Genomic DNA, 12,655 nt, shown 5'->3' with positions numbered 1-12,655 from the left:
CGGCCGAGCTCACCTCCCACGCGGAGGATCTGCGTCTCGGAGCATCGGACTTCGTTCGCGAGCTGCGCTCCGGCAATCCCGCCGTCAAGGCCGCTGCCGAGGCCGCCAACCCCACCGGCATGCGGTGGGCTGCGGACGAGGCCGAGGATCTGGCCCGCGGACTCTCTCGCGCGAGTCGGGCGGTGCCGTTCATCGGCTGGGGGCGTCGACGCCTGGAATCTGGGCTCGGCGATGTCGTCGGGCGACGACCCCTCGTCCACCGCGGTGGAGATCATCGGCGGCGCGGCGGGTGGCGCGGCTGCGGCTGCCGGTGTCGCCGCGCTCGCGGCGGCCGGTGTCGTCACGCTCCCGGTCTGGGGCACGGCGGTGGTCGTCGGCGGGGCCGCGGTGGCGGTCGGCGCCGGTGCGGTGTGGGCTTACGAGAACTGGGTCCCGCAAGACGTCCGGGAGTCGATCGACGCCGCATGGCGGATGCGTGGGACGCCACGACGGACTTCGCGGAGGACGCCTGGAGAACACGACCGACTTCGTGGGCGACGCCGGGCACAACATCGGCAAGGCGTGGAAGGGACTGTTCGGGTGACAGGGTCAGCAGCAGTCGACCTCTCCGGAGACGATCTGGGGTACCCGGTCATCCGGGGTGGGGACGGGCAGCAGCGCGCGACCACGGCGCTCACGGTGTTCGGCGTCGTGTTCGCCATCGTGGTCCTGCTGTTCAGCCTGATCCTGTTCGCCGATCCGGCTCCGGCGATGAAGGCACTGGGGATCGGTGTGCTCGCGGCCGTCGCCGTCGGCGTCTGGCTGATGGTGGCCCACGCCCGCGTCTCACGGGTCCGAGTCGTCCGGCCGGTCGTCGACGGTCCGGCGATCGCGTTCGGCGGGGCCGCGGGGATCGTCTGGCCGCTGCGCGCCCTCGCGCCGGTGGGGGCCCTGCTCTCGCGGCGTGGGCATGGAGCATCTTCACGGTGCCCGCGGACCGACTGCCGCTCCTCACCCTGCTCCTCCTCCCGGTGGTCGCGCTGATCATGACGATCGCCGGCATCCGGTCGTGGTTCCGGGCTCCCTCCGCCCATCGCCTGACGCTGCGCCCCGACGGGCTGCAGCTCCGGATCCCGCGCAACAACGTGGCCGTGGCATGGGAGGAGGTCGTCAGCGCCGGCGTGGAAGGCAACCGCGTGGTACTGCGGACGTCGACCGCTCAGCAGTCCTCGTGGGCGGCGGCCGATCTCGCCAGCGACCCGGTGCTCCTGGCCGAACTCGTCACCTTCTACGCGCACCGTCCCGACGTCCGTGCCGAGATCGGCGCGGGCACGCTCGCCCGTCTGCGGTCCGGGGACTTCTAGCGGCGCCTCTCAGCGGGCGCCGGCGGTCGTCGGCGAGATGACGCGCCTCGTGGCCGAGGACCTTCACGATGATCCCGTGTCGCCGGAGCTCGGCGACCGTGCGGGCGCCCTCCTCGGCGTCGAGCCCCAGGGCCCGGAATGTTCGCCACCACGACCACGTCTCCGGTCCGGAGCGTCGAGATGAGCCGCGCGAGGCGGTCGTTCCAGCTCTCCAGGATGTCCGGGCGCCCGGGTGACGGAAGCCCTCGATGGGCACGCCGAAACGGGTGAGGTCGGCGCGCTGCTCGACGACCGACGGCATGCCCTCACGAGCGACGACGAGGCCGACCAGGCGGGAGCCCGCGGGACGCGCGGTCCAGAAGTTGCGGTTCTGCTGCAGCTCCGTGAAGCACTTCGGGCACTTTGCTGCGTCGTGCGGGAGGTGGAGCGGGCTCGTCAGCGCATCGTCGAGAGACGGCGTCGTGCCGCCGGGTCCATCGTGTCGCTCATCCCGCACCTCCGCCCTCTATTCTGCCCTGCCTGGGGCGTCCCGCGGCGACCGGATCAGAGCAGTCCGAGGGCACGGACCGCCTCCCGCTCCTCCACGAGCTCCGCGACCGAGGCGTCGATGCGCGTGCGGGCCCAGTCGTCGATCTCCAGGCCCTCCACGATGCGCCACTCGCCGTCGACGGACTGCACGGGGAACGAGGAGACGAGCCCCTCCGGGAACGCCGTACTCTCCGCGCGAGACGACGGCGGCGGAGGTCCAGTCCTCGGTCCCGCGACCCAGTCGCGCACATGGTCGATCGTCGCGCTCGCGGCGGAGGCGACGGAGGACGACCCGCGGACCTCGATGATCTCCGCGCCGCGCTTGGCGACCCGGGGGATGAACGTCCGGTCCAGCCACGCCGGGACGTCGCCGACGATCCGCTCCAGGGCGTCCTGCACGGGCTTCCCGCCGACGGTCGCGTGCGACACGTCGGGGAACTGCGTGGCCGAGTGGTTGCCCCAGATCGGTACCCGCCGCACCGTGTGCACGGGGGCGCCGAGCGTCTGCGCGAGCTGGGCCCGTGCCCGGTTTCTCGTCCAGCCGCGTGAGTGCGGTGAATCGGTCGGCGGGGCACGCCGTCGGCCGCCGCCGAGGCGATCAGGGGCGTTCGTGTTCGCGGGGTTGCCCACCACGGTCCACGCGGACCCCGGGATCGGCGTTCGCGGCGATGGCGGCGCCCTGGGGCCCGAAGATGCCGCCGTTCGCGGCCAGCAGGTCGCCGCGTTCCATGCCCGGACCGCGGGGGCGCGCGCCCACGAGCAGCGCGAGGGTCGCAGCCGTCGAAGCCGACCGCTGCGTCGTCGGTCACCTCCACGTGCTCGAGCAGGTCGAAAGCGCCGTCCTGGAGCTCCAGCGCCGCGCCCTCCGCAGCGCCGAGTCCCTGCGGGATCTCCAGCAGCCGCAGCCGCACCTTCTCGTCCGGACCGAGCATGTCGCCGGCGGCGATGCGGAAGAGGAGCGCGTAGCCGATCTGTCCGCCCCGCGCCGGTGATGGTGATCGTGGTGGCCATGCCACGAGCCTACGTCCGTCAGGGTGTCGGCGCGCGGAGTACCCTCGACGCATGACGTTCAATCCCGACGCCGACCTCTCCCGCAACACCACGCGCCGCCGCGGACGCACGGCGGCGATCGCGGGCGGCACCGGCATCGGCGTGCTCGGTTCTCCTCGCCCTCATCGCCGGCCCCCTGCTGGGCATCGACCTCAGCGGACTGGTCGGTGGCGCGCCCGGGGGCGGGCAGCGAGCCCGCCGGCGGTTCCGGCCATCGAGAACTGCGACACCGTGCCGACGCGAACGCGAACGCCGAGTGCCGGCATCGCAGGCGCTCAGCTCGCACTGGACGCGTTCTGGGGGGGACAACGTCGAGGGCTACCGGGCTCCGCAGAACATCGTCGTCGGACGGCGCGACATCCACGCAGTGCGGAACGGCCTCCAATGCCGTGGGGCCTTTCTACTGCCCGCCGGAGGAGACCGTCTACATCGATCCCACCTTCTTCCAGCTCATGCAGGAGCAGTTCGGGGCCTCGGCCGGAAACCTCGCGCAGCTCTACATCATCGGGCACGAGTGGGGGCACCACATCCAGAACATCACCGGGACGATGGACCAGTACCCGAACAACGGCACCGGTCCCGGCAGCAACGGCGTGCGCATGGAGCTGCAGGCCGACTGCTACGCCGGCGGCTGGCTCGGCCGCATGACCGAGCAGACCGACGCCGACGGCGATCCCTACCTGGAGAAGCCGACGGAGACGCAGATCGAGGACGCCCTGAACGCGGCGGCCGCGGTCGGAGACGACCACATCCAGGAGCAGGCCGGCATGGTCAATCCGGAGAGCTGGACGCACGGCTCCAGCGCGCAGCGTCAGCGCTGGTTCGCGGAGGGATACCAGAACGGCTCGACGCGTGCGGGCAGGTGTTCACCCTTCCCCGCGATCAGCTCGACCCGTAGGCCCGGTGATCCCGCCGTTGTCAGATACGTGGACTCGGCAGGGACCGCACGACCGGTTGGGGGGAACCGAACATGACGAACACCGAAGGGCTCTATCCGCCCATCGAGCCGTACGAGGACCGGGGTGCTGCTCTGTCGGCGACGGGCACCGCGTTGGCACTGGGAGATCAGCGGCAACCCGGAGGGGCAAGCCCGTGGTCTTCCTCCACGGAGGTCCGGCAGCGGGACGTCGCCGTGGCAGCGGCAGTTCTTCGACCCCGAGGCCTACCGGATCGTCCTCCTCGATCAGCGCGGATGCGGTCGGAGCACGCCGTCCGCCGCGGAGCCCGATGCCGATCTCCGGCACATCACCACCGCGCACCTCATCGCCGACCTCGAGCTCCTGCGCAAGAACCTCGGCATCGAGAGCTGGCAGGTGTTCTGCGGGTCCTGGGGGAGCGCCCTCGCGTGGCTTTACGCTCAGGCCCACCCGGATGTCGTCTCGAGCTGATCCTGCGCGGCATCTTCACCCTGCGTCCGCGCCGAGCTCGAATGGTTCTACGAGGGCGGGGCGGCGGCGCTGTTCCCCGACCTGTGAGGAGGACTTCATCGCGCCGATCCCGGTCCTGGAGCGCTCGCGGATGATCGAGGCGTATCACCGGCGGCTGTTCGATCCGGACTCGGCGGTCCACGAACCGGCGGCCCTCGCGTGGGCGGCCTGGAGGCGGCGACCGTCACCCTGCGCCCCGACCCGGAGCAGATCGCGGCGATGGCCGATCCCCGCCGGGCCGTCGCCTTCGCGCGCATCGAGAACCACTTCTTCGTGCACCGCGGCTGGTGGGCCGAGGGACAGCTGCTCGCCGGGATCGACGCCATCCGGCACATCCCGACCGTGATCGTGCAGGGCCGCCACGACGTGGTCACGCCGATGATGACGGCGTGGGACCTGCACCGGGCTTGGCCGGAAGCCGACTTCCAGGTGGTCGACGACGCGGGCCACTCCGCCGCCGAACCCGGCATCCGCGCGGCTCTCCGCGCCGCGACCGATCGGTTCCGGCCCGAGGCCTGACGCGTCCCCTCAGGCGCGGAGCGCGCGCATCAGGGTCTTCACGAGGCCGACGGCGCCGCCGTCCGCGCGATGGCGGGTGAGACCCTCGCTCACGGCCGCGCCGGTGCGGGAGGAGACGAACCACGGCGGCTTCGGGAGGATGGTCAGGCGTCCGCCGCCGTTGGCCACGGGCAGCGAGCGCGGGAACGGTCGGAAGGGGCCGCGCAGCACGGAGCGCTCCACCCGATCCAGCAGCAGGGCATTGTGGACGACGCCGATGCCGCTGCCGACGTCGTCGATCGTGCCGCCGGGGAAAGCGCCCCAGGTGAGGGTCGGGGTGATGAACCCGAAGGCGGTCCACCCGTTGATCGCGATCGAGCCGTAGTGCAGGGCGGTGAGCGCCCGCTCGAACCCGCTGCCGAGCGCCTTCTCGGTGGCCGGGTCGATGAGCAGGTTCGCGCCGAGCGTGCCCTGCAGCTTCTCGTTCGCGTGCGCGACCGCGGCGTCGAGGAACTCCTGGCCGGTGCCCGGCAGGCTCACCACGCCGAGGACCGGGGCGAAGTACTCCGTGCTCTCCAGGGCGGCGGGGTCCTCATCGCCGTCGATCTCGACGAGGAGCCGGTCCCCGAGCACGAGCGCGTCCGGGTAGTCGTCCGTGGCGGCCTGCATGCGGGAGGGGGCGCCGGTGGTACCAGATCGGGCGCTCCGGAGCGGTGGCGTAGGCGTGGCGCAGCGCGGCGCGGAAGTCGTCGGCCTGGTCCCAGTCGGCGGAGAGGATGACGACCTGCCCCGCGATGCAGTTGTGGCCGCTGTTCTGCAGCCGCATGGTCGCGATGTGCTCGGCCTGATACGCGAGGTCGGCGGCCGTCCACTTCCCGGGCACGACGATGATGGGGGAGACCCCGCCGAGCTCGGCGGTGATGGGCTTCTTCAGCAGCGGGCGGTTCTCGCGGCGGCGGCGCTTCGTCGCCGCCGCGCCCTCACCGGAGGACGGCCCCCAGACGATGGTGTCGAACGTTGCCGCCGAGCCGGTGATGTGCACGTGCGCGAGGCCCGGGTGCTGGGTGAGATACGCGCCGGCCGCCGGGCCCCCGCGCACGATCCGCAGCAGTCCGGGCTCGATGAGCGGGGCGAGCGCGCGCTTGTAGACGGGGACCAGGGCGTCCCTGCGTGGGGTTCACCTTCAGCAGGGCGGTGCGGTTGTGGGCGAGCAGTTCGTACAGCACGTCCAGCACGGGGATGGAGGTCACGTTCCCGGCGCCGAGCACGAGGCCCACGCCGCCGGACACCGTCGGCGTGCGCTGGGCCAGACCCGCACCCGCCCTGGCGGCGTTCGGCGTGGTCCCCGGCTCGAGCCAGACCTCGCCGGTGAATCCGGACAGCAGGAACCGGTCGATGCCGGTGAGAGGGAAGGCATGCACGCGTGCCCGGCCACCGGGCGCCCGGTCGACCCGGATGCCGTCCAGTGGATTGGCCCCGTTCGCGATCCGGGTCAGCGTGGCGATCGAGGCGTCGAGCGCCCCGAGGACGCTGTACGGACCGCTCAGCCACTCCTCGCCGCGGAGCGGATGCCGCGCGTCCAGGCCCTTGGAGGCGGCGGCGGTCGTCGCCCAGTCCTCGGCCGTCGCGGCGACGCTCGTGCGGACCTGCCGGAGCAGCGTCGCGCGCTGCGCCACGGTGAGCGCGGTCCACACCGACGTCCCGGTCTGCAGGTCGGCGACGGCGGCGTCGAGCCTCTCCGCCTCGCCTTCCCCGAGAGCGGGAACGGCAGGCGCTGTCGTGGGCGCAGAAGTCATCGGCGTCTCCTTCGAACGGGCTTTCAGCTTAGGCGTCCGCGCGGAGATCCGCCGAGTGGCGAGACGATCAGATGAGCGAGAGCTCGCGCAGCTTCGACTCCACGTCGGCGTTCGACGGCTCGACGTGGTGCGAGGCGTCGGGGTAGACGACGACGGGGATGTTCGTGCGGCCGGAGATGTCCTTCGCGATGTCGGCGGCGTCGGGGTCGGCGACCAGGTCGACGTAGGTGTACGCGACGCCGAGCTCGTCGAGCTGCTTCTTCGTGCGGATGCAGTCGCGGCACCAGTCGGCGCCGAACATCGTGATGGTGTCGGAGGCGGGGTTGGTCATGCCTCCAGCCTACGTCCGTGGGGGAGGGGCGGCTCCGAAGAAGCCCGCCAGTGCGGCGGCGAGAGGTTCTGGCGCCTCCTCCGCCATGTGGTGCCCGCTGTCGATGCCGTGGCCGCGGACATCGTCGGCCCAGTCCCGCCAGATGCGGAGAGGGTCGCCGTAGAGCTCTTCGAGATCGTCGCGTTCCGACCAGAGCACGAGCGCGGGCATCGCGAGTCGGCGCCCGGCGGCGCGATCCGCCTCCTCGTGTGCGCGGTCGATCGTGAGACCGGCGCGGTAGTCCTCGAGCATCGCCCGGATGACCGACGGCTGCCGCACCGCGTGCAGGAACTCTGCATGGTTCGCCGCGCCCATCGTCGCCGGGTCGGCCTTGGGGGCGTACCAGGCCTCCGGGTCCGCGCCGATGACGCGCTCCGGGATGTCCGGCTGGGCGAAGAAGAACCAGTGCCACCAATGCACGGCGAAGGTCGCGTCGCAGCGGCGAAGGTGCTCCGAGATCGGCAGGCAGTCCAGCAGCGCGACCTGTTCTACGGTCTCCGGGTGATCGAGGGCGAGCCGGAGCGCGACGTAGCTGCCTCGGTCGTGCCCGACAAGGCGGAAGCGCTCGTGACCGAGTCTCTCTGCGACGGCGCGGATGTCTCGGGCGACGGCACGCTTGGAATGGGCCGAGTGATCGGAGGTGGGCGCCGGGCCGCGGGAGCGTCCATAGCCGCGCAGGTCGGGGCAGATCACGGTGAAGCCGCGCTCGACGAGCAGGGGAGCCACCCGATGCCACGTCGCCGAGGTGCGGGGGTGACCGTGCAGGAGCACCACGGGCGGTCCCGAGCCACCGTGACGGACGAGGATGTCCGCCTCGGAGGTCGGGATCCGAGTGGTCGTGAAGCCGGGGAACAGCGCCTCGTCGGCGGCGCTCATCGCCCGGGGTCCGCTTCGGCCGGCAGCTCCTCGACCGGGATGATCACGACGTCCTGCACCTTCCAGTCCAAGTCGGCGATGCCCTCGGACGCGGCGGTCAGGTCGGCCGTGCGGACGGCCCGGTGATGCGGCACCACGAACGCCTCGATGTGGAACACCTGGCCCTGATCCCGCATGCGCACGGCAGCCTGATCCACCCAGGGGCGGCTGCGCAGGTAGGAGACGACATCGCGGGCCAGCGGATGCGGCTCCGCGCTGTCGAAGGTGCGGGCCCGCTGATCCATGAGATCGACGATGGCCGTCTTCGTGTTGCGGAAGCCGTCCCAGATGATGCCGAGCGAGATGAAGAGCGCCGCGGCGCCGTCGAGCCACCAGATTCCCGCGCCCACACCGAGCACGCCGACGATCGAGGCGACCGTCGTCTGCCAGTCCGCCTTCGCCATGTCGGCGTCGGCGTAGAGCAGCTTGTTGTGCAGGACGGGGGCGAGCTTGGCCTTGGCCGGACCGTAGAAGAACACCGGTCCGACGATCACGACGGCCATGACGGCGACCATGAGCCAACCGAGCCAGATCGTCTGCCCGAACAGCTGCACCGTGCCGATGGTCGGGTGCTCCCCCGGAGGAGTCCGGCGACGGCCTCGACGGCGAGGTTGAGGCCGACCGCGAGGAGCGCGACACCGGCGACGAGGTGCCCGACGCCCATCACGCGGTGCAGGCCGTAGGGGTGCTTCCGGGTGGGGCGGCGCCGCACGAACACCAGGGCGAGAAGGAACGCGAACTGCGGGATCAGGGACAGCATGTCCTCGATCCACGCCGTGCGCATCGCCTGGGACTCGCCCACGACGAGCGCGATCACGGTGATCGTGATCGAGGTGTAGACGATCGTGAAGATCTCCCAGCGCACGGCTTTCCGGGTCGCCTGCTGCTGTTCGTCGGGGAGCTCGGTACGCCCGAACCGCTTCGTCTCGGTCATCGATCGACCTCACCGTCGAGGTAGGTCTCGAGGGCCGAGAGGAAGGCGTTCTCGCCCAGGGGGACGAGCATCACGAGCTCCCGATCGCCCGCGCCCTCGATCCCGGGATAGCCGCGGGTCACGCCCGCCTTGTCGATCCACGGGGTGTCCGGGGTCAGGCCGCCGGCGACGAGATCGAGGTCGCCGGTCTCCAGCATGCCCACCAGGCTCTCCTCGGTCGCGACCGTCCAGGTGACGTGGGCGTCCAGGCTCGCGGCGAAGCCGTCGACGAGGGCGACGACCGGCCCGTGGGGCCGGCCGCCGTCTGTCTCGACCAGGCCGGGGTCGGGCGAGGTGCCGACCCGCAGCTCTCCGCCCGTGACTCGGTCCAGGGTGCCGTCCGGGTCTGCGGGGACCGTCGCTCCGCACCCGCTCAGGGCTGCGGCCACGATCAGGCCGACCAGGGCGCCGACCAGGCGGCGTCCGGCGGGCGTGCGTCGAATCCTCTCACTGCTCACGGACTCAGGATGACGCGTGGCGCCGTCCGGGTAAAGGTGTTGACGAGCGCCGTCGCGGAGGACTAACGGCTTGATGGTAAGGGTAGCCTTACCTATAGTGGAGGCATGAGCATCGCGTGCGAGCACCTCGAGGATCCGGACTGGGAAGCGATGGAGGGAGCCGTCCTCATCGCCGGGGACGCCGCCGATGTCGGAGCCATCGCCCGCGTCGCGTCCCGGCTCCCGTGGGATGCGCACGGCGTCATCCTCATCGAGGCGGCGGCCCGTATCCAGTTCCGGCACATCGACGTCCCCCAGGGGGTCTCGGTCCGCTGGCTCCTGCGCGCCGAGGGGCCGCGCGCCCATGCCCGCGGCGAGCGTCTCGCGAACGCCGTCTACGCGTGGTGCCTGGAGTGGACGTGCAGTGAGCCCCCGGAGCACTGGACGGTGTGGCTCGGCCCGCACACCCCGCCGCACGTGGCGCGGATGGCGCGCAGCCTCCTCGGCGTCGCGAACTGACCGACGCCGGCTTCAGCGGGTCGCGCCGACCACCGACGCCGTGGCGTTCGCGGTGATCGCGTCGAGCGCGCGGCGGAGCGCCGAGCTCGACGTGTGCGCGGTGTACGGGAAGTAGACGACCTCGACGCCCACCTCCGCGAACTCGCTCTCCAGCCGCAGGCCCTTCTCGGTGCCGCGCCAGTCGTCGCCCTTGAAGAAGTGCGTGAAGCGCACGTCGCGCCAGGAGTCCATCTTCGACGGCGTCGTCTCGACGTAGACGTCGTCGACGAAGGAGATGTGCCGCACGATCTCGGCACGCTCGGCGGTCGGGATGACCGGCTCGATCCCCTTGACCTGACGCAGCATCTCGTCGCTCACCACACCGGCGATCAGGATGTCGCAGTGCTGTTTGGCGTGCCGCAGCAGATTGAGGTGCCCGACGTGAAACAGGTCGAAAGCTCCGACGGCATAGCCGATACGCGTCCCCATGATCTCCCCAGATCGATCATTCCCCAGTCGAACGGATCCCCACCCGTTCGTCGCGACTCCCACAGCCGCAGACGACACTCTAGCAGGAACATGTCCTGCGGCCCATAGGAACCCATGGAACGATGGATGCCGGAGCCGATGGGGCTGCGGAACGAAGGGGACCACGTTGGGGGCAGGGGTCACGGTCATCGTGCCGACGTACAACGAGCGCGACAACGTCGCCGAACTCGTGGAGCGGACGGCGGCGGCATTGGCGGGACGGGACGCCGAGATCCTCTTCATCGACGACAGCACCGATGACACAGCGGCCGAGGTGGAGCGCCTCGCGGCCGACGCCCCGATCGCGGTCCGGGTGCTCCATCGCGCGGACAACGTCGGGGGCCTCGGCGGGGCGGTCGTCGTCGCCTGGGGGCCGCGAACGGCGACGTCTGCATCGTGATGGACGGCGACCTCCAGCATCCGCCGGAGCTCCTGCCGACCCTGCTGGACCGGTACGCGGACGGCGACGCGGACGTCGTCGCCGCCTCCCGCTACATCGGCGGCGGAGACACCAGCGGCCTCGGGACGGCCGTGCGCTTCGGCGTCTCCCGCGCCGCCACCTGGCTGACCCGCGCGATGTTCCCGCGGCGGCTCGCCCGGAGCACCGATCCGATGACCGGGTTCTTCCTCGTCGACCGGCGGCGACTCGATCTCGCTGCCCTGCGGCCGCAGGGCTTCAAGATCCTCCTGGAGATCCTCGCCCGCACCGATCTGCGGATCGCGGAGGTCCCGATGGAGTTCGGCGAACGCCGCCACGGTACCTCGAAGGCGAGCCTCCGGCAGGGGGCCACGTTCATCGCCCACCTGGCACGGCTGCGCTTCGGAAAGATGTCCCTGTTCGCCGCGATCGGCGTCCTCGGCGCCATCGCGAACCTCGCGATCATGTGGGCGCTGACCGCCGCGGGCGTGCCCTACGTGTGGGCGGCGATCATCGGCGCCGAGGTCACGATCGTGGGCAACTTCCTGCTGCAGGAGCGGTTCGTCTTCGCGGACATGCGCACCGACCGCCCGCAGCGCCGCGGCACGCTTCGCGGCCTCGTTCACGTTCAACAACGTCGAGGCGGCCCTGCGCATCCCGGGTGATGGCGCTCATGGTCGAGACGTGGCACATCTCCAGCGTGCTCGCCACGGCGCTCTCGCTCGTCGTGGCGTTCTTCGCCCGCTTCCTCTTCCACTCGCTCGTCGTGTACGCGCCCCGTCGGCGACGGGAGGAGCGGGAGGCGGCGGGTGAGCCGGAGCCGGACACCGCGACCCTGCGCATCATCCGCGCCCATCGACGCGGAGGCGATGAAAGCCGGGCGAGCTCTAGGCGGTCGTCGGCGGATAGGTAGTCCGCGAGGGCCGCATCCGCATCCCTCGGCGTCCAGCCGGTGGCCGTGATCCGGGCGAGGTCCAGGACGCTGTTGCGCGGACGCGGCGCGATCGGTCCGGCCTGGTCGGCGAAGTACTCCTCCGTCGTCACCGGGGTGACCGCGGCCGGGTCGTGCCCGGTCAGCCGGTAGACCGCGCGGGCGATGTCGGCCCAGGAGCGCGGTTCGCCGCCCCCGGTCACGTTGTAGAGCCCGAACGGCGCCGAGACGTCGAGCAGGTGCCGGATGGCCGCGGCGAGGTCCGCCGTGAAGGTGAGCCGCCCGATCTGGTCGCCGACGACCCGCGGCGCGACCGCCCCGCTCCGCCAGCGAGGCCATCGTCCGCACGAAGTTGCGGCCGTCGCCGATCACCCAGGAGGTGCGCAGGATGTAGTGACGGGCACGGTCGCGATGATCGCGTCCCCCGCCGCTTTCGTCTGCCCGTAGACACCGAGCGGACGGACCTCGTCCGTCTCCGTGTAGGGGCCGTCCTTCGTGCCGTCGAACACGTAGTCGCTGGACACGTGCACGAGCGTGAGGCCGTTCTCGGTCGCGATGCGGGCGAGCGCGGACATGCCCGTGACGTTCGCCGCCCAGGCCTCGGCCCGCCCTCCGCGGTCTCGGCGTGGTCGACGGCCGTGTAGGCGGCCGCGTTGATGATCGTCCCGTAGTCGCGCCAGCGCCGTGCGACGGGCCAGCTCGGGGTCGCGGAGGTCGAGCGTCTCCCTGGTCGTGTACTCGACGTGCTCCGCGTCCCCGAGAGCCGCCCGCAACGCCAGGCCGAGCTGACCGGACGCCCGACGACGAGGGTCTTCCGCGGGCCGATCGGGGTCACGTCGGCCAGTCGAGATGCGCCCGGTCCTTCGGGAGATCTCGACCTGGTCGAGCGGGATCGGCCACGCGATGGCCGCCGTCTCGTCGGCGAGATTGAGGAAGGAAGTAC

General features: G+C 71.5%; 19 protein-coding genes and 3 pseudogenes. 9 read left to right on the top strand and 13 right to left on the bottom strand.

What is annotated here, in order from left to right:
* On the bottom strand, positions 1-344 hold a 344-nt coding region (locus AB1285_RS19780), incomplete at its 3' end, for a hypothetical protein (protein ID WP_429977713.1).
* A 235-nt stretch (positions 345-579) separates the two neighbouring features.
* Here AB1285_RS19780 and AB1285_RS19775 point away from each other — a divergent pair.
* Both AB1285_RS19775 and AB1285_RS19770 read left to right on the top strand, forming a co-directional pair.
* A complete protein-coding gene (locus AB1285_RS19775) occupies positions 580-1,023 on the top strand; it encodes a hypothetical protein (RefSeq protein WP_429977712.1) in 444 nt (147 codons plus the stop codon).
* Entirely contained in the window at positions 966-1,343 is a 378-nt protein-coding gene (locus tag AB1285_RS19770) for a hypothetical protein (protein WP_429977711.1), read from the top strand. The genes AB1285_RS19775 and AB1285_RS19770 overlap by 58 nt, the downstream gene beginning before the upstream one ends.
* 543 nt (positions 1,344-1,886) lie before the next feature.
* Here the strand turns inward: AB1285_RS19770 and AB1285_RS19765 are convergent.
* Complete coding sequence (locus AB1285_RS19765; protein WP_429977710.1) at positions 1,887-2,501, bottom strand: hypothetical protein; 615 nt, start codon at positions 2,499-2,501, stop codon at positions 1,887-1,889.
* Positions 2,470-2,601 (bottom strand): hypothetical protein, encoded by a 132-nt coding sequence (locus AB1285_RS19760; protein ID WP_429977709.1) that lies wholly within the window; start codon positions 2,599-2,601, stop codon positions 2,470-2,472. The genes AB1285_RS19765 and AB1285_RS19760 overlap by 32 nt, the downstream gene beginning before the upstream one ends.
* Here AB1285_RS19760 and AB1285_RS19755 point away from each other — a divergent pair.
* From AB1285_RS19755 to pip, 3 genes and pseudogenes are all read left to right on the top strand, one after another.
* Positions 2,600-2,863 (top strand): hypothetical protein, encoded by a 264-nt coding sequence (locus AB1285_RS19755; RefSeq protein ID WP_429977708.1) that lies wholly within the window; start codon positions 2,600-2,602, stop codon positions 2,861-2,863. The two genes, AB1285_RS19760 and AB1285_RS19755, sit on opposite strands and share 2 nt — an antisense overlap.
* A 447-nt stretch (positions 2,864-3,310) precedes the next feature.
* Entirely contained in the window at positions 3,311-3,895 is a 585-nt protein-coding gene (locus AB1285_RS19750) for a neutral zinc metallopeptidase (RefSeq protein WP_429977707.1), read from the top strand.
* Positions 3,892-4,867 (top strand): annotated as a pseudogene (gene pip, locus AB1285_RS19745) (prolyl aminopeptidase). The gene AB1285_RS19750 and the pseudogene pip overlap by 4 nt, the downstream one beginning before the upstream one ends.
* Before the next feature lie 9 nt (positions 4,868-4,876).
* Here pip and AB1285_RS19740 read toward each other — a convergent pair.
* The 8 genes from AB1285_RS19740 to AB1285_RS19705 form a co-directional block, all read right to left on the bottom strand.
* On the bottom strand, positions 4,877-5,515 hold the full coding sequence (locus AB1285_RS19740; protein ID WP_429977706.1) for a hypothetical protein: 639 nt from the start codon (positions 5,513-5,515) through the stop codon (positions 4,877-4,879).
* The gene (locus AB1285_RS19735) at positions 5,439-5,945 is read right to left on the bottom strand and encodes an aldehyde dehydrogenase family protein (RefSeq protein ID WP_429977705.1); all 507 of its coding nucleotides are present in this window, start codon (positions 5,943-5,945) and stop codon (positions 5,439-5,441) included. The genes AB1285_RS19740 and AB1285_RS19735 overlap by 77 nt, the downstream gene beginning before the upstream one ends.
* A complete protein-coding gene (locus AB1285_RS19730) occupies positions 5,827-6,642 on the bottom strand; it encodes a hypothetical protein (protein ID WP_429977704.1) in 816 nt (271 codons plus the stop codon). The genes AB1285_RS19735 and AB1285_RS19730 overlap by 119 nt, the downstream gene beginning before the upstream one ends.
* 67 nt (positions 6,643-6,709) lie before the next feature.
* Complete coding sequence (locus tag AB1285_RS19725; protein ID WP_071327714.1) at positions 6,710-6,973, bottom strand: glutaredoxin family protein; 264 nt, start codon at positions 6,971-6,973, stop codon at positions 6,710-6,712.
* 9 nt (positions 6,974-6,982) lie between these two features.
* Entirely contained in the window at positions 6,983-7,888 is a 906-nt protein-coding gene (locus AB1285_RS19720) for an alpha/beta fold hydrolase (RefSeq protein WP_187663180.1), read from the bottom strand.
* A complete protein-coding gene (locus AB1285_RS19715) occupies positions 7,885-8,481 on the bottom strand; it encodes a hypothetical protein (protein WP_429977703.1) in 597 nt (198 codons plus the stop codon). The genes AB1285_RS19720 and AB1285_RS19715 overlap by 4 nt, the downstream gene beginning before the upstream one ends.
* The gene (locus tag AB1285_RS19710) at positions 8,418-8,861 is read right to left on the bottom strand and encodes a cation transporter (protein WP_429977702.1); all 444 of its coding nucleotides are present in this window, start codon (positions 8,859-8,861) and stop codon (positions 8,418-8,420) included. Before AB1285_RS19710 ends, AB1285_RS19715 begins: the two co-directional genes overlap by 64 nt.
* Positions 8,858-9,358, bottom strand: a complete 501-nt coding sequence (locus AB1285_RS19705; RefSeq protein WP_366237367.1) for a hypothetical protein — start codon at positions 9,356-9,358, stop codon at positions 8,858-8,860. Before AB1285_RS19705 ends, AB1285_RS19710 begins: the two co-directional genes overlap by 4 nt.
* A gap of 105 nt (positions 9,359-9,463) precedes the next feature.
* Here AB1285_RS19705 and AB1285_RS19700 point away from each other — a divergent pair, with 105 nt between their 5' ends.
* Positions 9,464-9,856: an SIP domain-containing protein gene (locus AB1285_RS19700; protein WP_187663182.1), complete on the top strand. Its 393-nt coding sequence runs from the start codon at positions 9,464-9,466 to the stop codon at positions 9,854-9,856.
* A gap of 12 nt (positions 9,857-9,868) precedes the next feature.
* On the opposite strand, the gene AB1285_RS19695 is transcribed toward AB1285_RS19700, so the two are convergent.
* Positions 9,869-10,324 carry an adenylyltransferase/cytidyltransferase family protein gene (locus AB1285_RS19695; RefSeq protein WP_187663183.1) on the bottom strand — a complete coding sequence of 152 codons (456 nt, stop codon included), beginning with the start codon at positions 10,322-10,324 and terminating at the stop codon, positions 9,869-9,871.
* On the opposite strand from AB1285_RS19695, the pseudogene AB1285_RS19690 reads away from it, so the two are divergent.
* From AB1285_RS19690 to AB1285_RS19680, 3 genes and pseudogenes are all read left to right on the top strand, one after another.
* A pseudogene (locus tag AB1285_RS19690) lies at positions 10,323-10,873 on the top strand (glycosyltransferase); the annotation flags it as partial. The gene AB1285_RS19695 and the pseudogene AB1285_RS19690 overlap by 2 nt on opposite strands.
* A gap of 66 nt (positions 10,874-10,939) precedes the next feature.
* On the top strand, positions 10,940-11,446 hold the full coding sequence (locus AB1285_RS19685) for a GtrA family protein (protein ID WP_429977714.1): 507 nt from the start codon (positions 10,940-10,942) through the stop codon (positions 11,444-11,446).
* An 8-nt stretch (positions 11,447-11,454) separates the two neighbouring features.
* Positions 11,455-11,694: a hypothetical protein gene (locus AB1285_RS19680; protein WP_429977715.1), complete on the top strand. Its 240-nt coding sequence runs from the start codon at positions 11,455-11,457 to the stop codon at positions 11,692-11,694.
* A gap of 50 nt (positions 11,695-11,744) precedes the next feature.
* Here AB1285_RS19680 and AB1285_RS19675 read toward each other — a convergent pair.
* Positions 11,745-12,485: pseudogene (locus tag AB1285_RS19675) on the bottom strand (SDR family oxidoreductase); the annotation flags it as partial.
* Positions 12,486-12,655: the final 170 nt, after the last annotated feature.

Source organism: Microbacterium sp. NRRL B-14842 (assembly GCF_050470785.1).
The sequence above is the reverse complement of the archived record's forward strand: the minus strand, read 5'-3'. Positions and strand labels throughout refer to the sequence as shown.

Excerpts from the sequence above, each read along its gene's own strand:
- AB1285_RS19755 (WP_429977708.1), top strand. The coding sequence starts at position 2,600 with ATGCCCGGACCGCGGGGGCGCGCGCCCACGAGCAGCGCGAGGGTCGCA.
- AB1285_RS19760 (WP_429977709.1), bottom strand. The coding sequence starts at position 2,601 with ATGGAACGCGGCGACCTGCTGGCCGCGAACGGCGGCATCTTCGGGCCC.
- AB1285_RS19740 (WP_429977706.1), bottom strand. The coding sequence starts at position 5,515 with ATGCAGGCCGCCACGGACGACTACCCGGACGCGCTCGTGCTCGGGGAC.
- AB1285_RS19730 (WP_429977704.1), bottom strand. The coding sequence starts at position 6,642 with ATGACTTCTGCGCCCACGACAGCGCCTGCCGTTCCCGCTCTCGGGGAA.
- AB1285_RS19725 (WP_071327714.1), bottom strand. The coding sequence starts at position 6,973 with ATGACCAACCCCGCCTCCGACACCATCACGATGTTCGGCGCCGACTGG.
- AB1285_RS19720 (WP_187663180.1), bottom strand. The coding sequence starts at position 7,888 with ATGAGCGCCGCCGACGAGGCGCTGTTCCCCGGCTTCACGACCACTCGG.
- AB1285_RS19710 (WP_429977702.1), bottom strand. The coding sequence starts at position 8,861 with ATGACCGAGACGAAGCGGTTCGGGCGTACCGAGCTCCCCGACGAACAG.
- AB1285_RS19700 (WP_187663182.1), top strand. The coding sequence starts at position 9,464 with ATGAGCATCGCGTGCGAGCACCTCGAGGATCCGGACTGGGAAGCGATG.
- AB1285_RS19695 (WP_187663183.1), bottom strand. The coding sequence starts at position 10,324 with ATGGGGACGCGTATCGGCTATGCCGTCGGAGCTTTCGACCTGTTTCAC.
- AB1285_RS19685 (WP_429977714.1), top strand. The coding sequence starts at position 10,940 with ATGTTCCCGCGGCGGCTCGCCCGGAGCACCGATCCGATGACCGGGTTC.
- AB1285_RS19680 (WP_429977715.1), top strand. The coding sequence starts at position 11,455 with ATGGTCGAGACGTGGCACATCTCCAGCGTGCTCGCCACGGCGCTCTCG.